General features: G+C 73.8%; 15 protein-coding genes. 7 read left to right on the top strand and 8 right to left on the bottom strand.

The annotated features are described in order from the left end of the window. Positions 1-78: 78 nt before the first annotated feature. Complete coding sequence (pepN, locus tag P696_RS0136405) at positions 79-2,613, top strand: aminopeptidase N (protein WP_026416175.1); 2,535 nt, start codon at positions 79-81, stop codon at positions 2,611-2,613. 74 nt (positions 2,614-2,687) lie between these two features. Here pepN and P696_RS0136400 read toward each other — a convergent pair whose 3' ends face one another. Continuing rightward, positions 2,688-3,158, bottom strand: a complete 471-nt coding sequence (locus tag P696_RS0136400) for a hypothetical protein (protein WP_157430122.1) — start codon at positions 3,156-3,158, stop codon at positions 2,688-2,690. Between the two features lie 19 nt (positions 3,159-3,177). Further along, positions 3,178-4,341, bottom strand: coding sequence for a DUF6745 domain-containing protein (locus P696_RS0136395; RefSeq protein ID WP_211245934.1), 1,164 nt, complete (start codon positions 4,339-4,341; stop codon positions 3,178-3,180). Positions 4,342-4,555: 214 nt separating this feature from the next. Here P696_RS0136395 and P696_RS0136390 point away from each other — a divergent pair, with 214 nt between their 5' ends. Continuing rightward, a complete protein-coding gene (locus tag P696_RS0136390) occupies positions 4,556-5,533 on the top strand; it encodes a hypothetical protein (RefSeq protein WP_026416172.1) in 978 nt (325 codons plus the stop codon). Here the strand turns inward: P696_RS0136390 and malQ are convergent. Further along, positions 5,530-7,500 (bottom strand): 4-alpha-glucanotransferase, encoded by a 1,971-nt coding sequence (gene malQ / locus P696_RS50480; protein ID WP_051468572.1) that lies wholly within the window; start codon positions 7,498-7,500, stop codon positions 5,530-5,532. The two genes, P696_RS0136390 and malQ, sit on opposite strands and share 4 nt — an antisense overlap. A 40-nt stretch (positions 7,501-7,540) precedes the next feature. Further along, positions 7,541-8,965 carry an amidase gene (locus P696_RS0136380; protein WP_026416171.1) on the bottom strand — a complete coding sequence of 475 codons (1,425 nt, stop codon included), beginning with the start codon at positions 8,963-8,965 and terminating at the stop codon, positions 7,541-7,543. Positions 8,966-9,148: 183 nt separating this feature from the next. Between P696_RS0136380 and P696_RS50475 the strand changes: the two genes are divergently transcribed. The 4 genes from P696_RS50475 to P696_RS0136360 all read left to right on the top strand — a co-directional run bounded on the left by P696_RS50475 (position 9,149) and on the right by P696_RS0136360 (position 16,551). Continuing rightward, on the top strand, positions 9,149-9,994 hold the full coding sequence (locus tag P696_RS50475) for a nuclease-related domain-containing protein (RefSeq protein ID WP_034488439.1): 846 nt from the start codon (positions 9,149-9,151) through the stop codon (positions 9,992-9,994). A gap of 599 nt (positions 9,995-10,593) precedes the next feature. Continuing rightward, positions 10,594-12,447, top strand: a complete 1,854-nt coding sequence (gene ilvD, locus P696_RS0136370) for a dihydroxy-acid dehydratase (RefSeq protein WP_026416170.1) — start codon at positions 10,594-10,596, stop codon at positions 12,445-12,447. A 216-nt stretch (positions 12,448-12,663) separates the two neighbouring features. Beyond that, positions 12,664-16,056: a S8 family peptidase gene (locus P696_RS0136365; RefSeq protein WP_157430121.1), complete on the top strand. Its 3,393-nt coding sequence runs from the start codon at positions 12,664-12,666 to the stop codon at positions 16,054-16,056. A 129-nt stretch (positions 16,057-16,185) separates the two neighbouring features. After that, positions 16,186-16,551 (top strand): DUF1330 domain-containing protein, encoded by a 366-nt coding sequence (locus tag P696_RS0136360; protein ID WP_026416168.1) that lies wholly within the window; start codon positions 16,186-16,188, stop codon positions 16,549-16,551. Between the two features lie 22 nt (positions 16,552-16,573). On the opposite strand, the gene P696_RS0136355 is transcribed toward P696_RS0136360, so the two are convergent. From P696_RS0136355 to P696_RS0136340, 4 genes are all read right to left on the bottom strand, one after another. After that, positions 16,574-16,786: an FmdB family zinc ribbon protein gene (locus P696_RS0136355; protein WP_026416167.1), complete on the bottom strand. Its 213-nt coding sequence runs from the start codon at positions 16,784-16,786 to the stop codon at positions 16,574-16,576. Between the two features lie 40 nt (positions 16,787-16,826). Next, a complete protein-coding gene (locus P696_RS0136350) occupies positions 16,827-17,336 on the bottom strand; it encodes an HNH endonuclease (protein ID WP_026416166.1) in 510 nt (169 codons plus the stop codon). Further along, a complete protein-coding gene (locus P696_RS56575; protein ID WP_157430120.1) occupies positions 17,336-17,473 on the bottom strand; it encodes a hypothetical protein in 138 nt (45 codons plus the stop codon). Before P696_RS56575 ends, P696_RS0136350 begins: the two co-directional genes overlap by 1 nt. A 275-nt stretch (positions 17,474-17,748) precedes the next feature. Then, positions 17,749-18,327, bottom strand: a complete 579-nt coding sequence (locus tag P696_RS0136340; RefSeq protein ID WP_026416165.1) for a DUF11 domain-containing protein — start codon at positions 18,325-18,327, stop codon at positions 17,749-17,751. A gap of 1,134 nt (positions 18,328-19,461) precedes the next feature. Between P696_RS0136340 and P696_RS0136325 the strand changes: the two genes are divergently transcribed. After that, a complete protein-coding gene (locus P696_RS0136325) occupies positions 19,462-21,540 on the top strand; it encodes a prolyl oligopeptidase family serine peptidase (RefSeq protein WP_026416164.1) in 2,079 nt (692 codons plus the stop codon). The last annotated feature ends 22 nt before the right edge of the window (positions 21,541-21,562 follow it).

Raw genomic sequence — 21,562 nt, 5'->3', positions numbered from 1 at the left:
GCCGCGGGGGCCCGGGCATTGGTAGACATGGGGGGACAGGGTTCTTTGACGACGCACTTTGACCACGAGGGAGTACACGTGGCAGGCAACCTCACGCGCGACGAGGCGCGGGAACGGGCGCGGCTGCTCACCGTCGAGTCGTACGAGGTGGAGCTCGACCTGACGACCGGCGCCGAGCGGTTCGGCTCGACCACCGTGATCCGGTTCGGCTGCGCCGAGCCGGGCGCCTCGACCTTCGTCGACCTGCACGGCGGGGTCGTGCACGAGGTGACGCTGAACGGCCGGGCGCTCGACCCGGCGTCCTACGACGCCGAGAAGGGCCGCGTCCCGCTGCCCGACCTCGCCGCCGACAACGTGCTGAAGGTCGTGGCGGACGCGACGTACTCCAACTCCGGCGAGGGCCTGCACCGCTTCGTCGACCCGGTCGACCGGTCGGTGTACCTGTACACCCAGTTCGAGACGGCCGACGCGCACCGGATGTTCACCTGCTTCGACCAGCCGGACCTCAAGGCGGCCCACGAGTTCACGATCACCGCCCCCGAGGACTGGCAGGTCGTGTCCAACGAGGCCCCCGACAAGGTCGCGGGCCAGGTCCGGCACTTCCCGAGGACGCCGCGGATCTCGACCTACATCACCGCGCTGGTCGCCGGTCCGTACCACGTCGTCCGGGACGAGTACCGCCGCGCGGACGGCTCGGTCATCCCGCTCGGCGTGTTCTGCCGCGCGTCGCTCGCCGAGCACCTGGACGCCGACGCGATCGTGGACGTGACCCGCCAGGGCTTCGCGTTCTTCGAGGAGGTCTTCGGCCGTCCGTACCCGTTCTCCAAGTACGACCAGCTGTTCGTGCCGGAGTTCAACGCGGGCGCGATGGAGAACGCGGGCTGCGTCACCTTCCTGGAGGACTACGTCTTCCGGTCGCGGGTCACCGACGCCGCCTACGAGCGCCGCGCCGAGACGATCCTGCACGAGATGGCGCACATGTGGTTCGGCGACCTGGTCACCATGCGCTGGTGGGACGACCTGTGGCTGAACGAGTCGTTCGCGACGTTCATGAGCGTCCTGTGCCAGTCCGAGGCGACCAAGTGGAAGGGCGCCTGGACGACGTTCGCGAACCTGGAGAAGGCGTGGGCGTACCGGCAGGACCAGCTGCCGTCCACGCACCCGATCTCGGCCGACATCCCCGACATCCGGGCCGTGGAGGTCAACTTCGACGGCATCACCTACGCCAAGGGCGCGAGCGTCCTGAAGCAGCTGGTGGCCTATGTCGGGCGGGACAACTTCCTCGAGGGCGTCCGGCACTACTTCGACCGGCACGCATGGGGCAACACCGTCCTCGCCGACCTGCTCGGCGCGCTGGAGCAGACGTCCGGACGCGAGCTGACGTCCTGGTCGAAGGAGTGGCTCGAGACCGCGGGCGTCAACACCATGCGGCCGGTCTACGAGCTGGACGCCGACGGCAACTTCACCTCGTTCGCCGTCCAGCAGGAGGCGAAGGCCGACTACCCGACGCTGCGCTCGCACCGCCTGGCGATCGGCCTGTACGACCGGACGCCGGACGGCATCGTCCGCCGCCGCCGGGTCGAGCTGGACGTCGTCGGCGCGCGCACCGAGGTGCCCGAGCTGGTCGGCGACAAGCGCCCTGACCTGATCCTGGTGAACGACGACGACCTGACCTACACCAAGGTCCGGCTCGACGACCACTCGCTGCAGACCCTCGTCGACGGCATCGGCGACATCAGGGACAGCCTGCCCCGCGCGCTGTGCTGGTCGGCCGCGTGGGACATGACCCGCGACGCCGAGATGGCCACCCGCGACTACGTCCGGCTGGTCCTGTCGGGCATCCGCGGCGTCACCGACATCATGGTCACCCAGACCCTGCTGCGGCAGGCGCGCACGGCCGTCCAGCAGTACGCGGACCCGTCGTGGCGTCCCGAGGGCCTGCGCCTGATGGCGGACGCCCTGTACGACCTGGCCCGCGAGGCCGCGCCCGGCTCGGACTTCCAGCTCGCCTACGTCCAGGCGTTCACCGCGGTCGCGTCCTCGGCCGAGCACCTGGCCTACGTCAGGGGCCTGCTGGACGGCTCGCAGGTCCTCGACGGCCTCACCGTCGACACCGAGCTGCGCTGGACCCTCCTGCGCCGCTTGGTCGTCACCGGCGAGGCGGGCCAGGCCGACCTGGACGCCGAGCTGAAGCGCGACCCGACGGCCGCGGGCGAGCGCCACGCCGCCGCCGGCGCCGCCGCGATCCCGACCGCCGAGGCCAAGGCCGCCGCCTGGGACAAGATCGTCTCCGGCACGCTGCCGAACGCCGTCTTCCGCGCGACCATCGGCGGCTTCGTCGACCCCGACCAGGCCGAACTGCTCCTCCCGTACGTGGACAGGTACTTCGCCGAGGTCGGCCGCGTCTGGAAGGAGTGGTCGAGCGACACGTCCCAGACGTTCGCCGAGAGCGGCTACCCCTTCCTCGTGGTCGACCAGTCCATCGTCGACCGCACCGAGGCGTACATCGCGGACGAGAACCCCCCGTCCGCCCTCGTCCGCCTCCTGTCCGAGGGCCGCGACGGCATCACCCGCGCCCTCAAGGCCCGCGCCAAGGACGCCACCGCCTCCTGACGCGCAGCACGACACCAGGCCGCCCGGCCCGCCGGGCGGCCTTTGTCATGCGCGTCAGTCGTATGTCATGCGGGTCAGTCGTAGACGTACATGCGCTGGACGCGACCGGTGGTCCGGCCTCGGCCTTCGCGCTGGCGGCGGATGACATAGGTGCCGGGGGCGATTCCGGAGCCGCCGTGCTCCGGGTGCATCAGGTGGACGGGATGGTCCGCCCAGAGCACGCCGAGCGCGAGATTCTCCAGGTCGCCGACGTCCTCGGTCCAGCGGCACGTGTGCGGCTCGGCGACGAGCGTGTGCGGGTTGCCGCCCGCGCCGCCGCGCAGCACCTCCACGCCGTCCGGCGGGACCGGGCGCCAGCGGGCCCACTCCGGGACGGTCACGGCCCCGGCCAGGTCGTCGAACGGGACGATGAGCAGGTCGCCCTGGGCCTGCGGGCCCGCGAGGACGGGGATCGCGACGTCCATCTCGAGGTGGTCGAGGACGTCGAGGCCGGTCTGCCGGGTGAGGTCGGACAGGGTCATGGTCATGGGCTTCACCGTGGTCATGGGCATCACCGTGGGGGTCTCAGGTCCGGCGCTGGAGCCGGGCGTACTGGTCGGGGCCGAGGCCGTAGGTCCAGGCGGCGGCCGCGACCGGGTCGGGGAGGTCCACCGGGACGGTCAGGCCGTACCGGCGGCGGGTGCCGTCGCGTTCGAGGGATCCGTTGACGGCGAGGAGCAGCCGCGCGGGGGTGCCCCAGGTGTCGCTCGGCAGATCGAACAGGCGCAGCTCGGAGCCGGGGTTTCCGGGGTCCGGGGCGGCGCCGACGAGCCGGAGGCCCGCGGCCTCGGTGTAGGCGTCCCAGCCGATGCGCTCGATGGCGCAGCGGCGGACCTCGATGTTGGGTTCGGCGGCGATGCGCTCCGGGGTCGGGTCGGTGATGACCCATTCCGGGACGCGTGTGCCGTTCACCGCGTGGAAGCCCCAGCCGTCGGCGTAGCGGACCGCCGGGCCGTCCAGGCTGTGCGGACGCCGTCCGCCGTCGGGGGCGGGCTCGGCGCGGACCTCCACGGGACGCTCGGACACCACGCAGACCTCGTCGCCCGGCCACCACCAGCCGCAGGAGCGCGCGAGCGCCGTCCACACGTCGAGCGCCTCCGACTCCTCCGGGCGAAAGCGCAGCAGCCCGCTGCGGCGCCAGAGGTCGTACGCGCCGACCTGGTGGACGCCGTGCTGGCCGAAGCAGGAGTACCCGGACGGGTCCCCGCCCTCCGAGTTCAGGAGGTCGCGGAGCGGAACCAGCACCGAGTCCCGGACGGTCCGGGTGAGCGCCGGGATCACCGCCCGCGACACGACCAGCATCGCGTCCGTGCCCTGCCGGACGGCCTGTTCGGGCGCGTCCGTCCGCCAGGGGTCGAAGAGGTAGGTGCCGTAGCGGCGTCTCCGCAGACTCACCACCTCACCTATGCGGTAGCCCAGCCGCGCGTACTGGGCCGCGATGAGGCCGGCGGTCGGCCAGTCGTCGCGGTGGCGCGGCAGCGCGTCGAAGCGGGGCGGGAGCGTCGGACGCGCCGAGACACCGGCGTCCGTGGCCGCGGCCGGGGACGGCACCCAGACGAAGCGGGGCACGGGTCTTCGGACGCGGGTGTACAGCTCGGAAATGGCCGCTTCGGCGGCCGGACGGTCCGCGGGGAGGGCGGAGAGGCCCTCATCGATCCATTCGTCGCGGATCCGGATCGCCCGGCGCACGGTGTCGAGTGCGTCTCGCCTGGCATCGGCCGCGGTTCTCAGAGCGCCGCGCGTGGGCGGCGTGGGGTGCGTCATCGCACCGGGGCGTCAAGCCCCCTTCTGTTGATCACGGGGTGATGGTGACACGGCGGGCTCGGGCGGGCAAGGGCGGCGGCGGAAGGTTTTCCACGGACGGGCGGGGCGAGGCGGGGAAAACGCGTGGCAGAGTTACGGGGTGGAGACCGCGCGGGACGTGCTCAGGGTGTTGGCGAAGCGGCAGGCGTTCGGGGATCTGGAGGCCCTGACGACGGGCGGACGGGGGCCGGTCCCGCCGCTGTGCGCGTTCGGGCAGCGGGTGCTGGACCTGGACGCCGAGGACTTCGGGATGCCGGAGGAGGCCGGGGAGGTCCCGAAGGACCTGCTCGACCGGGCGCGCGCGAGCCGGATGCCGCAGACGGCCAAGGAGCGGCCGCGCGGGGCGCTGGCGAGCCTGCGTCCGGCGTACCGGCTGCTGCTGGAGGTCATCGAGATCCGGTGGCGGCGGCGGGAGATGGCGCCGCTGGTCGCGGCCGTCCACATCGCGAGCGAGTACGCGCCGATGCTGGCGTGGGAGCCGGTGCTCGGGCACGCGGGCGACCCGGCGCTGATCGGACGGTCGGTGACCGGGCCGGGCAGCCGGTTCGGGGTGCCGGTCGAGCCGGGGTCGGAACGCAACTGCGACCACACGCGGCCCGAGCGGTCCGCGTGCGAGCGGACGCTGCGGGTCGCGAACGAGCCCGGGCCGGGCTGGCGCGCCTACCTCGACCGGCAGCACAGCCAGGTGGCGCGGGCGCTCGGCGACTGCGCGGCGCGCTGCCGGACGCCGTGCAGCGTGATGACCCGCCTGGACGAGGGCGCCCGGCGCGACCTGGTCGACCGCTGCCGCCTCGCGGCGGACTTCGCCGACAGCGCCCTGGTGCGGCTGCGGCACGCCGCGCCGGTCGGGCACGGTTTCGGAGTGCCGTCGCCGGAGGAGGTGCAGACGGCGTGGGCGCGGGCCCGGTCGTCGCTGCGGCACCATCCGCTGGGCGAGGAGGCCCTGAAGAACGAGGACACCGACGGCTACCCGCTCCCCGGCCTGCCCGGCCTGTTCTCGGTGATCGGCGCCACCGAGCTCGTCCCGGACGACCTGCTGGCGGAGGTCTCCCGCAGGCTGCTCGTGGCGCTCGCCTAGTCGGGCAGGTCGTCCAGCAGGACGGGACGGCCCGACGCGTCCGCGAGCGGGACCCGCCAGTTCGGGTACTCGTCGGTCGTGCCGGGCTGGTTCTGGGTGCGGCGCTCCCCCACGAGGTCGACGAGCGCGAGCCCGGCCAGGCGGGCCGGGGTACGGCGCAGGAACCCGTGCAGGGCGTGGACGACCTCGGCGTCGTGCGCGGACGAGCCGGAGTCGAGGGCCGCGAGGACCGTCGCCGGGGACGTGGCCAGCAGGCCCTCGGCGGCGAGGAGGTCGAGCCATCCGGCCAGAGTGCGGCGGTGGTCGGCGATCTCGTCCGCCAGCGGGCGGGTGAGCAGGCCGAGGCGGTCGCGCAGCGCGAGGTGGTCGCCGTGCAGCATCCCGGTGATCGGCGGCATGTCGTGCGTCCCGACCGTCGCCAGGGACGCCTCGCGCCACTCCCCCGGCCGTTTCGGACGGCCCGAACCGTCGCGTTCGAACCAGAGCAGGGACGTCCCATGCAGGCCGCGCGCGGCGAGGTCCTCGCGGAGGCCGGGTTCGACGGTGCCGAGGTCCTCGGCGATCACCACGCCGCCGGTGCGGGCGGCCTCCCAGGTCAGCGCGGACAGCATCGCGTCCCGGTCGTAGGCGACGTACGCGCCGTCCGCCGGGGACGCGCCGTCCGGGATCCACCACAGCCGCGACACCTGCATCGCGTGGTCGAGCCGGAGCCCGCCGCCGTGCCGGAGCGCCGCCGCGACCATGCCGCGGAAGGGCAGGTAGGCGGCCTCGGCGAGGTGTCCGGGGTGCCAGGGCGGCTGGCCCCAGTCCTGGCCGAGCTGGTTGAAGGCGTCCGGCGGCGCGCCGACGCTCATGCCGGGCGCGAACAGCGTCCGGTACATCCAGGCGTCCGCGCCGGACGGGTGGACGCCGACCGCCAGGTCGTGGACGATCCCGATCGTCATCCCGGCCTCGCGCGCGGCGGCCTGCGCCGCGCCCAGCTGCCCTTCGAGCCGCCACTGGAGCCAGGCGTGGAAGTCCACGCGGCCGGCGAGCCGCCGCGAGGCCGCCGCGAGGGCCCTGCCGTCGGCGTCGCGCAGCTCGGCGGGCCACGCGCGCCAGTCCGGCCCCTGCTCCTCGCACAGCGCGCACCACGTGGCGAAGGCCGTGAGGGGCGCGCCTTCCCGGCGGCGATACACCGCATACGAGACATGCCCCTTAAAAGCCGCGTAAAGGACCTCCAGGGCGCGCATCTTGGCCGTGTGGACCGCGTCCCGGTCCAGGACGTCCAGGGACGCGTTCCGGGCCCTCAGGGGCGCGCTGAGGCGGTCCACGCGGTCGCGCTCGTCCGGCGGGAGGGCGGCGTACTCGGGGACGTCCTCGACCCGGAGGTACAGGGGGCTCGTGAAGCGACGGCTCATCGGCGAGTACGGCGACGGCCCGACCGGCGGGACGGGCTCGGCCGCGTGCAGCGGGTTGACCAGGACGAACCCCGCCCCCTGCCGCGCGCCCCACACGGCGAGGTCGGCGAGGTCCCGAAGATCGCCCATCCCCCAGGACGCCCGCGACCGGACCGAGTACAGCTGCGCCGTCAGCCCCCACGCGCGCGGCCCAGCGCCGAGCCGCTCCGGCGCGACGAGCAGGGCCGCCTCCTCGCCGCCGACGGTCAGCCGGTGCCAGCCGAGCGGCAGCTCCTCGGCCGCCGGAAGATCGAGGACGCGCCCGTCCGCGAGCGCGACCGCACCCTCCTCCACCGGCGGACGGCCGGGCCGCGCGACCACGACCGGCGGAAGTCCCCGCTGTTCGGCGGCCCGCGCCGCCGCCAGCCCGTCCCGGACGGCCCGGGACGTCGAGACGTCCGCCCCGAGCGAGGTCAGGACGGCCCGGAGTGTCTCGACGGACACCTCGGCCTCGCGTCCACGCCAGTCGACGTACTCCGTCAGGACACCTCGAGCACGGGCCAAGGCCCTCAGATCCCGGTCAGCCACGCCTGCACCATGCCCCCGCGGGGCGGGGGCATGACAAGTGTCAGGCGTGCCAGATCTCCGGTTTGCGGTGGGCCCAGGGCCGGGCCTCCTCGAGCTGCGCGGACAGCGAGATGAGCGTGGACTCGCCGCCGAGGCGTCCGGCGAGCATGACGCCGACGGGCAGTCCCTCGTCCGTCCAGTGGAGGGGGACGTTCACGGCGGGCTGGCCGGAGACGTTGTAGACGGAGGTGAAGGGGGTGAAGAGCTTCTGGCGCTCGAAGTTCTCCTCGGGGGTCTGGCCGTGGAAGTGGCCGAGGGGGGCCGGGAGCTGGGCGAGGGTCGGGTGCAGGACGGCGTCGTACGCGTCCAGGACGGGGATGACGGTCCGCATCGCGGACTGCAGGGACGCGTGGGCCATCATCAGCTGCGGCGCGGTCGTGACGTCGCCACGGGCCCGCAGCCAGCGGGTGAGGGGCTGGAGCAGCTCCTCACGGTCGGGGGCGACCGGGGTGAGGGACGCCATCGCGGCCCACAGCGTCTCGAAATGCGGGACGAGGTCGGCGTTCCAGAGGAGCGGGACGTCCACGACCTCGTGCCCCAGCTCCTCCAGCAGCTCGGACGCGGCGTCGTAGGCGGCCTGGACGTCCGGGTGGATCTCCACGCCGGGGACGCCCGCCTCGATGCTGCGGGCGATGCGGAGGCGGCCCGGCGGACGCTCGGTGGCCGCCAGGAAGCCGCCCTCCCCGGACGGGGCGTGGAACATGTCGCCCGGCCGCGGGCCCGCCATGACGTCCAGCAGGAGCGCCGCGTCCCGGACGGTCCGGGCGATCGGGCCGTTGGTGGACAGGCCGAACAGGTCCGGGACGATCGGGCCGTGCGAGATCCGCCCCCGGCTCGGCTTGATCCCGAACAGCCCGCAGGCCGACGCCGGGATCCGGATCGAGCCGCCGCCGTCGCTACCCTGCGCGACCGGGGCCAGGCCGGACGCGACCGCCGCGGCGGCCCCGCCGGACGAGCCGCCCGCCGAGCGGGAGGTGTCCCAGGGGGTCCGCGCCGGGGGCGCGACGTCGTTTTCCGTATAACAGGGCAGGCCGAATTCGGGGGTGTTCGTCTTGCCCAGATGGACAGATCCCGCTTCCCTCAGCCGGACCACCACGGTGTCGTCGGCGAAGCCGGTGAGGTCGGCGTGCGCGGCCGAGCCGAGCGTCATCCGGACGCCGGAGACCATGTTCAGGTCCTTCACCGGGACCGGGACGCCCAGCAGCGGCGGCAGGTCGGCCGGGTCGTCCGCCGAGGCCACCGCCTTCTCGGCGGCCCGCGCCTGCTCCAGGGCCAGCTCCGGGGTGAGCGTGACGTACGCGCCGACCCGGTCGTTCAACCGCTCCGCGCGGTCGAGGTAGTGGCGGGTCAGCTCGACGGGCGAGAGGTCCCGGGAACGGACGGCGGCGGCGGCCTGTTCGGCCGTGAGGTCGTGGGTATGAGTCACAGAGTCGAACGCTAGCCGCAGGCCCGGGAGGAGAATGGACCTACCCGTCCGCCGGGTCCGTGAACCCTGCGGAAACGGCGACAAAAGTATTAACCCGACATGACTGGTCGGGGACCCGCGAACTGATTACTCTGCGCTCGGAGGATCATGATTCCGGCGCGAAAGGAACACGGAGCGTCACCTATGGCGATCACGGAACGGAGCAACGGCCAGCAGGCCCGCGGCCAGCCCGACCCGGCCGCAGAACAACGTCCGCCCGAGGGCGAAACGGTCGCCGAACGGCCCGACGAGGGCCCCGTCGACGAGTCCCCCGGCCCCCGCTCGTTCGGCGAGACGCTCGCCGACCCCGCCGTCCGGCCCTGGATCCAGCGCGGCGTCGCGGCGCTGGTGGTGCTGATCGTGGTGTCGGTCGCGTCCACTCTCCTGCTCGGCATCGTCGCGGCGGCCCTCGTCGTGGTCGGGGACGTGGTCCGCCGCGCCCGCACCGCCTCGAGCGTCGAGGCGTGGCAGAAGGCGTCGGCGGTCGAGCGCAAGACCGAACGGCAGCTGAAGTCCCTGGAGAAGAACGGATACCGGGTGCTGCACGCCCGGGCCGTCCCCCGCGATGACGAGGGTGTCAGCGACGGGCGGATCGACCACCTGGTCATCGGCCCGAGCGGGGTGTACGCGATCGACTCCGAGGCCTGGGACAAGCGGCTGCCGGTGCGCACGCTCTCCCACCGCAAGCTCTTCCACGGGCCCTTCAACAAGAAGGACCGGCTGGACGAGACCGCGTGGGAGGCCGACCTGGCCAGCAAGATCATCAGCCGGCAGGTCGGCTTCGAGGTGCCGGTCCAGGGCTCGGTGGCGATCTACGGACCGTCCATCCCCTGGAAGGTGATGCGGGTCCGCGACGTGGACGTCTACGCCGGGAACCGGGCGCGGGGCTACCTGCGCCGCAGGCCGCGCGTGCTGACCGTCACCGACGTGGAGCGCATCTTCCAGGCGGCCGAGGACTCGCTGCCGCCCAAGTACCCCGACTCCGACTGATCCGATCGGACCGGTCCAACCGGCCGGTCCCCTATTGATCACCACACACCGCCCGGGCGGTCCAGCCGGACCGGGCCGCCCACCAGGCTCGACGACGAGCCCCGGCCGCCGGGCCACGCGCGCCGGCCGCCACGGAGGGGCACCCTGGCGCCCGGGGTGCCGCTTCCCGCTCCCGGCCGTCCCCGGAGCCCCCTCCCCGGCCCCCGGAAGGCGCCCCCTTCACCTCCCGCCTCCCCGGCCACGCGCCTCCCGCGCCCCGGCCGCGCGCCTTCCCCAGCGCCGTCCGGGACGCTCAGGCAGGGCACACGCAGGGCGTTGGTACGATCGAACGACACCGGCCGGCCGACCCGTTCCGCGGACCGGCGTCCGCGCGCGGCGGCCCGTCCGACGCGTCCGGGACGCCCGACCCCGCACCCCGAACGGATCGGGCAGACCCGGCCCCGCGCCGACCGGCGGCAGCGCCGCGCGACCCGCCCGCTGCGGCCCGAGCCCGGCCCGCGCCCGCCCCACCCGCCGCGGACGAGGTCCCCGCTCGCCGAAACGCCGCTTGCCCGAAACGCTGCTCGCGTCCACGCTCGTCACGGTTGGAGAAGGTCCCGATGCCACCGCTCAGGTCACGTACGGTCACCCACGGCAGGAACATGGCGGGCGCCCGCGCCCTCATGCGGGCCAGCGGCGTACAGCGCGAGGACTTCGGCAAGCCGATCGTCGCCGTGGCCAACAGCTTCACCCAGTTCGTCCCCGGGCACGTCCACCTGCGCGAGGTCGGCGACGTGGTCGCCGGGGCCGTCCGCGAGGCGGGCGGCGTGCCGCGCGAGTTCAACACGATCGCCGTGGACGACGGCATCGCCATGGGCCACGACGGGATGCTGTACTCGCTGCCGTCCCGCGAGCTGATCGCCGACGCGGTCGAGTACATGGTCGAGGCGCACCGCGCGGACGCGCTCATCTGCGTCTCCAACTGCGACAAGATCACGCCGGGCATGCTGCTGGCCGCGCTGCGGCTGAACATCCCGACCGTGTTCGTGTCCGGCGGCCCGATGGAGGCCGGCAAGCCCGTCGCGGGCGTGTCCGGCGGCCACAAGCTCGACCTGATCGACCCCATGATCGCCGCGGCGAACGAGGCGGTCAGCGACGCCACGCTCGCCGAGATGGAGGAGAACGCCTGCCCGACCTGCGGGTCCTGCTCGGGCATGTTCACCGCCAACTCGATGAACTGCCTCACCGAGGCGATCGGCCTGGCCCTGCCCGGCAACGGCACCGTCCTCGCCACCCACACCGCGCGCCGCCGCCTGTACGAGGACGCGGGCCGGACGGTCGTGGAGATCGCCAAGCGCTTCTACGACGGGGACGACGCGTCCGTCCTGCCGCTGAACATCGCGACCAAGGAGGCGTTCGAGAACGCCATGGTCCTCGACATCGCGATGGGCGGCTCGACGAACACGATCCTGCACCTGCTCGCCGCCGCGGTCGAGGGGCACGTCGACTTCGGGCTGAAGGAGATCGACGAGCTGTCCCGGCGCGTCCCGTGCGTCTGCAAGCTGGCCCCCGCGACCGGTAAGTACCACGTCGAGGACTGCCACCGCGCGGGCGGCATCCCGGCGCTGCTCGGCGAGCTCGACCGGGCCGGGCTGCTGCACCGGTCCGTCGCCTCCGTCCACTCGGCGTCGTTGACCGAGCACCTCGCCAAGTGGGACGTCCGCTCCCCGGACGTGCTGCCCGAGGCCGTCGAGATGTTCCACGCCGCGCCCGGCGGCGTCCGCACGACCTCGGCGTTCAGCCAGTCCGCGCGCTGGGACGAGCTCGACCTCGACCGCGCGGAGGGCTGCATCCGCGACGTCGAGCACGCCTACACCGCCGACGGCGGCCTGGCCGTCCTGCGCGGCAACATCGCCGAGGACGGCGCGATCGTCAAGACCGCGGGCGTCGACGAGGAGCTGTGGACCTTCACCGGCCCGGCCGTCGTCTTCGAGTCCCAGGACGCGGCGGTCGAGGGCATCCTCGGCGGGAAGATCAAGGAGGGCGACGTCGTCGTCATCCGCTACGAGGGGCCGCGCGGCGGGCCGGGCATGCAGGAGATGCTCTACCCGACGTCCTTCCTCAAGGGCCGGGGCCTCGGCAAGTCCTGCGCGCTGATCACCGACGGCCGCTTCTCCGGCGGCACGTCCGGGCTGTCGATCGGGCACGCCTCGCCGGAGGCGGCGGCGGGCGGCGTGATCGCCCTCGTCCGGGACGGCGACCGGATCGTCATCGACATCCCGAACCGGGTGCTGGAGCTGGACGTCCCCGAGGAGGAGCTGGAGGCGCGCCGCGCCAAGCTGCTGGAGGAGCTGGGCGGCTACCGTCCGCGCGACCGCGACCGCAAGGTCAGCGCGGCGCTGCAGGCGTACGCGGCCATGGCGACGTCCGCGTCCACCGGCGCGGCCCGCGACGTGAGCCTCCTCGCCCGCTGACCGCACCGAGAGGCCCCTCCGCCCGCTGACCGCGTTGAGAGGGTCCTCCGCCCGCTGATCCGTTCCACCTGAACGCCCGTCCGGACGCCCCGTCCGGACGGGCGTTCCGCGTGCCGGGGCCGTTGCGCGGATGAGCGTTCCGTGTGCCGGGCGGGACGCGTGAAAGCGATCGGGCCCTCGGGTCAATACAGGAGAGATCAACCGAAAGGACTCTCCTTGCGACCCATCAGATCCGGGGTGGCGGCCCTCGGCGGCGCGGCCGTCCTCGCCACCTCGCTCGCGCTTCCCGGCGGCGCGGACGCGGCGGCGCGCCCCGCGCCCAGGCAACCGCTGCCCGTCGGGAAGTCCTGGAAGGTCACCCTGTTCACCGGGGACGTGGTGACCATCCGGACGCGGAAGGGTGCCATCCCGATCGTCGGCGTGCGGCCCGGCGCGGACCGCCGCAACAAGCTCTTCAGCACCTCGGTGCGGCCGGACGGGCACGTCGTCGTGCTGCCCGCCGACATGGCCCGCCTGCGCGGACGCGTGATCGACCCCGCGCTGTTCGACGTCACGACCCTGATCCAGAACGGCTACGACGACGCGCGCAGCCGGGACCTCCCACTGATCGTCCAGGGTCCGGGCCGGTCGGTGGCGGCGGCGCTGCCCCAAGGGCGGCGGCTCGTCAGCATCGGCGCGGTGGCCGTCCGGCAGCCCCGGTCCAGGTCGGTGCGGCTCGGCACGGCCCTCGCGGCGGCGCCGTCCGGCGCGTCCCACGTCTGGCTGGACCGGACGATCCGGGCGTCGTCGGCGTCCACCGCGAAGCCCAGGCCCACCAGGACGGCCTCGCCGAGGCCGACGAGCACGAGGCCGGCGACCCCGGGCGCGGAGTCGCTCGACCCCAACCTCACCCAGGTCGGCGCGCCCGCCGCGTGGCAGGCCGGGGCGACCGGACGCGGCGTGAAGGTGGCCGTGCTGGACAGCGGCGTGGACGCCACGCATCCCGACCTCAAGGGCCGGGTCGCCGAGACGGCCAACTTCTCCTCGTCCGCCGACGGCGTCGACCGGTACGGGCACGGGACGCACGTCGCGTCGATCCTCGCGGGCGACGGCACGGCGGCGGACGGGGCCCGCAAGGGCGTCGCCCCGGACGCGTCGCTGCTGGTCGGCAAGGTGCTCGACGACGAGGGCCGCGCCTCGGAGTCGCAGCTCATCGCGGGCATGGAGTGGGCCGCCGCCCGGGCGAAGATCGTGAACATGAGCCTCGGCGGCGACTCCTCCGACGGAGCCGACCCTCTCTCGGAGGCGGTCGACAAGCTCACCAGGGCCCACGGCACGCTCTTCGTGATCGCCGCGGGCAACGGCGGCGCGACCGGCTCGGTCGAGTCGCCGGGGGCGGCCGACAGCGCACTCACCGTCGGCGCGGTCGACGGCGCGGACCGGCTCGCGGGCTTCTCCAGCCGGGGCCCCCGCCAGGGACGGACCGCCGCCAAGCCCGAGATCGTCGCGCCGGGCGTGGACATCGTCGCCGCCCGTGCCGCCGGGACGTCCCGGGGCAGGATCATCTCCGCCCGGTACACGGAACTGTCCGGAACGTCCATGGCCACCCCGCACGTCGCGGGCGCCGCCGCGCTGGTCGCGCAGCGGCACCCGGACTGGGCGCCGGACCGGATCAAGGCGGCGCTCGTCGGCTCGGCCGCCCCGGCGACGGGCGGCGACGCCTTCGAGCTCGGGGCCGGACGGCTCGACGCGGCCGCCGCGGTGACCTCGCCGCTCCTGTCGCGGCAGGCCGTCCCGCACCTCGGCACCTCCTCGTTCCCCGACCACCCGGCGCTCCGGACCAAGCTGGTCTGGGACGCGCCGTCCGGGGCGGTGCCGGCGGACCTGTCCGTCAAGGTCACCGACCGTGAGGGGCACACCGTCGCGGACGCCGCGACCCTGTCGGCGACGCGGGTCGACGTCCCCGCCGGGGGCACCGCGACCGCGGAGCTGAGCGTCCGCGTGGCCCGTCCGGGCCTGTACTCGGCCGAGGTCGTCGCGAGCGGGGGTGGGCACACCGCGCGCACGCCCGTCACGTTCTCCGTCGAACCGCCCAGCCACACGCTGACCCTCGTCGGCAAGCCGATCCCGGGCACGGCCGGTGACGGCTACGCGGCTTCGGCGTCGGTCGTGAACCTCGACGACGTCGCCCGGTTCGCGACGGGCATGGACGTCCCGGCCGACGACAGCGGCAGGATCCGCGTGCCGGACGGCCGGTACAGCGTCCTCGGCAAGGTGTGGGACTTCAGGACGGACAACTCCACGCGGCTGGCGCTGGTCGGTGCTCCGGAGATCACCATGGACAAGGACCTCACGGTGACGCTCGACGGCGCGGCGGCCAAACCGTTCGACGCGTCCGTCCAGGGGGTCGGGACGGAGACGGCGATGAGAGCACTCACGCTCCTCCAGTCCTTCCGGCAGGGTCTCCTCGGCGAGACCGGGTACGCGTCCGGAACGTCCGACGAGGTGCTGGTCCAGCCGATGCCGGGAAACGTCTCGACGGGTTCCCTCAGCACGACCACCGCGTTCCGGCTGACCGCGCCGGGGACGGTGTTCGACCTGTTCTACACGCGTCCCGGCGGGGTGCCCGCCGACGCGTCGCACGTGGTCACCCCGGCCGAGATCGCCACGATGGCCCGGTTCGACCAGCGGTTCGCGGCCGTGGACGGCGACATCTCCAAGCCGATCCGCGAGACCCGGTACGGGATGACGCTGGACACGGGCCTCGCGGCCGGGTTCCAGGCCGATTCCACCGTCCCGGCGGGCACGACCCGGACCGACTACGTGTCGGCGGGCGGCGGCCTGTTCTGGACGCACGAGGCGGCTCCGCAGACCGTCGCCGACGGCCGGTGGATCGACGAGCTCCCCTTCACCGAGCCGAAGCCCGGCTCACGGACCACCGAGACGTGGGGCCGCCAGCCCTTCCGCCCCGGACCGTACTCGGGGACCCTGCCCTCCCCGAGCTTCTGCACCCCGACGCCGTCCGTCCGGACGAGCGGGAACGTGCACGTCCACCTCGTCGACCTCCAGGTCCGCCCGGACGGCTTCGACTGCGGCGACGTCGAGGCGCTGCAGCACACCCTGACGCTCAGTGAGGGGACGCGCGTCATCGGCCGCGCCTCGTCGGGCGCGGCGGACTTCTCCGTCCCGGCGCGGCCCGCCGTGTTCACGCTGCGCTACGACACCGACGCGTCCTCGGTGCTCTCGGTGTCGCCGAAGACGTCCACCACCTGGACGTTCACGTCGGACGCCCCGTCCGGGCCGTCCTCGGTGCGGCTGCCGCTGCTCGTCGTCGACTACGACCTCGGCCTCGACCTGCGGAACCAGCCGACCGGCGCGCCCGCGACGTTCACCGTCGCCCGGGTCGCGGGCTCGGCGGACGCGACGATCGCCGGGATGACGGTCGAGACGTCCGTGGACGGCGGCGGGACGTGGCGCGCGGCGCAGGTGCGCGCGCTCGGCGGCGGCAGGTTCTCCGCCGCGCTGCCGAAGCCGGGCGCGGGCGGCGGCCTGTCCCTGCGCGTGACCGCGCGAGACTCGGGCGGCGGGTCCGTCCGGCAGGAGATCACCTCCGCCTACCGGCTGCGTTGAGCCGGGCTTCCCTCGGGGGTAGGCGGCGGCATGACCTCCGACGTCATCGCCTGCCCCCGGGGTCTCGGGCCAGACTAAAGATCATCAACCGGACGCACCGGGCGTCCGGAAGGATCAGAGGAGCCCGCCATGCCGTCCTACGCCATCGCCCGCATGTACCCCGAGCCGCGGATCCACGACGACGCGCTCGAATACATGGAGCGCATCCAGGCGACCATGGACCCGTTCGGCGGGAGGTTCCTCGTCCACGGGGCCGTCCCGGACGTCAAGGAGGGCGAGTTCCCCGGTGTCGTGGTGATCCTCGGCTTCCCGGACGCGGACGGCGCGCGGGCCTGGTACGCCTCGGAGCCGTACGCCGAGATCAAGGGGTTGCGCGCCGACCACATCCCCGGCGACCTGTTCCTCGTCGAGGGCGTCGAGGGCGACTACGACGTCGCGAAGACCGCCGCCGAGCTGCGCCGGCTGCGCGACGCCGCCGGCGCGGCCTCGGAGTGACCGCGCGGAGGGGCGGCGGGGGTCAGGAGCAGCAGCCTCCGCCGCAGCACCCTCCGCCCCCGCCACCGCGTGGGGCGGGCGCGGACGCCTGCCCCGTCACCGCGACGGTGGACAGCAGTTTGACGGTGTCGTCGTGGCCCGCCGGGCACGGGGCCGGGTCGGACGCCTGGATCATCGGGCGAGAGACCTCGAAGGTCGAGCCGCACGCGCGGCAGCGATAGTCATACCGTGGCACGCCACCAGGATACGTGCGGACGCCCCCGTGAACAGAGGGGTCAGGCGGCGGGTTCGGTGACGTAGGGGGCCCACTGCGGATCGCCGTCGTGGACGATGCCGATCAGCCTCCAGTGCGCGCCGCGCGGCACGCCGGGCGTGATCGGGAGCGTCCAGCCCAGTTCCTCGAGTAGACGGTCGGCCTTGCTGTGGTTGCAGGTCTGGCAGGACGCGACGCAGTTCTCCCAGACGTGCTTGCCGCCCCGGCTGCGCGGCTGCACGTGGTCGATGGTCTCGGCGCGGCGTCCGCAGTAGACGCAGCGGAAGTTGTCCCGGCGCATCAGCGCCGTGCGGGTCAGCGGGACCCGGGTCCGGAACGGGATCCGCACGTACCGGCGGAGCCGGATCACGGAGGGGACCTCCACCGTCATCGCGGCGGAGTGCAGCACCGCGCCGGACGCGTCGTGGTGGACGATCTCGGCCTTGTCGCGGAGGACGAGCACGACCGCGCGGCGGAGCGGGAGGGTCGTCAGGGGTTCGTAGGTCGCGTTGAGGAGCAGGACCTGGCGCATCAGACGGCCTCCGCCGGGGTGAGCGCGGCCGCCGTCAGGGGGATGACCGTTCGTTTCTTCGCCTCGGCGGGCGCACGACTCGCGCGCGCCCCGTCCCGAGGCCCGAGTATCGTCTCCGGCACCTGCGCATCCGCCACGAGGACCTCCTCAGGGGCGTTTCCGGTCCGTCCTTTACGAGCCTGCCGTCCACTGCCCGGCCCGCGGGGGCGGGCGGCGGCAGCCGACCGAAACGGCCGGCCCGCAATCAGTGTGGCCCCTGAGCTGACCGCCCGCTACCCCCTTTCATCCCCACGATCGGGGCGGTTCGAACGGCCGGGCCCCGGGCGCCGCGAAATTTCCGACGCGCGAGGACCCTCCCGCGAACCCGGCGCCCGGCCCGGCCCGAAAGGCCGGACCGGAACACCCGCTCACCTCAGTGCCGCGCCCCCCGCACCGCACCAGGCACCGCCTGCCCCCTCGGAGCCGTCTGCCCCTTCGGAGCGGCCTGCCCCCGCGGAGCCACCTGCCCCTTCGGAGCGGCAGCGCCGTTCACGCCGCTGGCGCCGTTCACACCGGTCGTGCCGGTCGCGCCGGCCATGCCGTTGGAGCCCGACGCCGCCAGCCCGCCCGCCGGCACCGGGCCCGGCTGCCAGGTCACCCTGCCGTTGACCTTGACCGACCCCCTGGCGGCCGAGGGCACGGTGGCCGTCAGGTCACCCCTGGAGGTCGCCCCCGCCTGCAGCACCCCGTAGGAGCACCGGATCTCGGCCGCGACCGCCTTGCACTCCTGCGGCAGCTTGCCGACCTTGAGCTGCGGCGTCAGCCTGTGGACCAGGACGACGTCCTTCACGGCCTCGCCGCCCGTGTTCCGGACCGTCCAGCTCCAGGTCAGGACCCCGCCCGCCTGCACGAGCTTCGGCGAACTGTAGGAGACCTCGACCTTCCCGGCCCTCGGGTCGGCCCCCCGGCCTCCCTTCCCCGTCGCGCTCCGCGCCGGCGTCCGCAGCGCCACCGCCCCCGGGATACGACGCGGCACCCGCCCCGCAGGCGCCGTACGCGGCGTCACGCTCGAAGGCACGAATCGCGGCGCCACATTCGCGGCCGCCTGACGCGGCGTCACGTACGCGGGCACGCTCCGCGGCGGAAGGTTCGCAGGCGCCGTCCTCGGCGCGAGGTTCGCGGCCGTCGGACGCTGCGCCAGGTTGCCGCCCGCGCTTCGGGGCGCCAAGTTCGTCGGCACCTGGCGCGGCGCGAGGTTCGCGGGCGTCGTCCGAGGCGTCACGTTCGAGAACGTGGATCGCGGCGGCAGATTCGCGGGCGCCTGACGCGGGTTCACCGGCGTCGTCCTAGGTACGAGATACCCAGGCGCCGGACGCTGCGCCAGGTTGCCGCCCGCCGTCCGCGGCACCAGGTTCGTGGGCACCTGACGCGGCGCGAGATTCCCGGGCGTCCACCTCGGCGCAAGGTTCCCGGGCGTGCGCGGCGTCAGGTTCCCGGGCATCGACCTGGGCGTCAGATTCCCGGGCGCCGACCTCGGCACGAGATTCCCGGGCGTCGTGCGCGGCGTCAGATTCCCGGGCGTGCGCGGCGTCAGGTTTCCGGGCGTCGTCCTGGGCGTCAGGTTCCCAGGCGCCGTCCTCGGTGTCAGGTTTCGGGGTGGCGTCCTCGGCGTGAGGTTCGCGGGTATTTGGTGCGGTGTGAGGTTCCACGGTGTGGTTCTCGGCGGCGTGTTCGCGGGCGGTGTTCTGGGGGTGGGGTCCGCGGGTGTGGTCCGCGGGGTGGCCTGCGCGGGCTTCGGCAGGGCCCTAGGACGTGTGGGCGTGTTCCGCGGCGGCGTGGGCGCCGGTTTCGGTATCGGTTTGAGATCGGGCGTGACGCGCGTCGGCGTGAAGGCCGGCGTGGCGTCCGCGTGGCCGGGGACGGGAATCGGCGTGGCCTGCGCGGGCGCGGCGGCGATCAGTGCGGCTCCGGCGAGCGCCCCGCCCAGGACCGTCCCGCGAACGGCCTTGCTGTTCTTCATGTACTCCCCCGTTGTTGATGAACCCAGTGATCTTTTGCCTATCTACCGATGTCACCGAGCGTGTACACCTCGTTACGCGGATTGATCTGGGATCAGGCTCGGGTCGAGATGAATACAGTGCTTCGCATGAGCCGACCGCAGTACCCCGCCGCGCCGCGCGCGGACGTCGCCGACGACCTGCACGGTCATCGTGTGCCCGACCCGTACAGATGGCTGGAGGACGCCGACTCCGAGGACACCGCCAAGTGGCTCTCGGCGCAGGACGACCTGTTCCGCCAGACCGTGGACGGCCTGCCCGGGCGCGACCGGCTGCGCGCCCGGCTCGGCGAGCTGCTCAGCGCGGGCAGCGTCGGCGCGCCGGTGTGGCGCGACGGACGGCGGTTCTTCACGCGCCGCACCGCCGAGCAGGAGCACCCCGTCCTCTACACCGTCGACGCGGACGGCGCCGAGCGCGTCCTGGTCGACCCGACCGCGCTCGACCCGGACGGCACGACCACGCTCGACGGCTGGCAGCCCGACAAGGAGGGGCGGCGGCTGGCGTACAAGGTCTCGCACGGCGGCGACGAGGAGTCCCTGCTCCACGTGCTGGACGTGGCGTCCGGCGAGCCCGTCGAGGGGCCGATCGACCGGACCCGCAACTCGGTCGTCGCGTGGCTGCCGGGCGGCGAGGCGTACTACTACGTGCGGCGGCTCGCGCCGGGCGAGGTCCCGGACGGCGAGGAGCAGTTCCACCGCCGCGTCTATCTGCACCGCGTCGGCGCCGACCCGGACGAGGGCGACGTCCTGGTCTTCGGCGACGGACTGGACAAGACGAACTACTACGGCATCTCGGTCAGTCGCGACGGGCGCTGGCTGACGGTGACCGCGTCCGCCGGGACCGCGCCGCGCAACGACCTGTGGATCGCCGACCTCACCGCCGCCCCGCTCGAGCGCCCCGAGCTGCGCCCCGTCCAGGTCGGGGTGGACGCCTCGACCAGCCTGCACGTCGGACGCGACGGACGCGCCTACGTGTTCACCGACCGGGACGCCCCGCGCTCGCGGATCTGCGTGACCGACCCCTCCGACCCGTCCCCCGGGACCTGGCGCGACCTGGTCCCCGAGGACCCGGAGGCCGTCCTCACCGACTACGCGATCCTGGACGACCTCGACCGGCCCGTCCTGCTCGCGGGCTGGGAGCGGCACGCGATCAGCGAGATCACCGTCCACGACCTGGCGTCCGGCGAGCGGCTCGGGACCGTCCCGCTGCCCGGCCTCGGCTCGGTCGGCGGCATCGTCGAACGTCCGGACGGCGGGCACGAGGCGTGGTTCGGCTACACCGACAACGTCACGCCGTCGTCGGTGCTGCACTACGACGCGCGGACGGGCGAGACGCGCGTGTGGGCGTCCGCGCCGGGCTCGGTCAGCGTCCCCGAGATCGAGACGCGGCAGGTCACCTACGCGTCCTACGACGGGACGCCCGTCCGGATGCTGGTGATCTCCCGTCCCGGCGGCGACGGACCGCGTCCGACCGTTCTGTACGGATACGGCGGTTTCAACGTCTCCCTCACCCCGGCGTACTCGGCGTCCATCCTCGCCTGGGTCGAGGCGGGCGGCGTGTACGTGATCGCGAACCTGCGCGGCGGCTCGGAGGAGGGCGAGGACTGGCACCGCGCGGGGATGCGCGACCGCAAGCAGAACGTCTTCGACGACTTCCACTCCGCCGCCGAACGCCTCGTCGCGGACGGCCTGACCACGCCGTCCCAGCTGGCGATCTCCGGCGGATCCAACGGCGGCCTGCTCGTCGGCGCGGCCCTGACGCAGCGCCCGGACCTGTACCGCGCCGTGATCTGCTCGGCGCCCCTGCTCGACATGGTCCGCTACGAGAGGTTCGGCATCGGCCAGATCTGGAACGACGAGTTCGGCTCGGCCGACAAGCCGGACGAGCTCGCGTGGCTCCTCGCGTACTCGCCGTACCACCACGTCCGCGAGGACGTCGCGTACCCGGCCGTCCTGTTCACCATCTTCGACAGCGACGGCCGCGTCGACCCGCTGCACGCCCGCAAGATGTGCGCGGCCCTCCAGCACGCCACGTCCTCGGACGAGCCCGTCCTGCTGCGCCGCGAGTCCGACGTCGGCCACGCCGCCCGGTCCGTCAGCCGCTCCGCCGCCCTCATGACCGACACCCTGTCCTTCCTCGCCCACGAAACAGGGTTGCGTCTGCCCTGAGCCTCCGGCTCCGGGTCCGGTG

This window comes from Actinomadura oligospora ATCC 43269, from assembly GCF_000518265.1.
GTDB lineage: Bacteria > Actinomycetota > Actinomycetes > Streptosporangiales > Streptosporangiaceae > Spirillospora > Spirillospora oligospora.
Note: the sequence above shows the minus strand (reverse complement) of the source record. Positions and strands in the feature narration are given on the sequence as shown.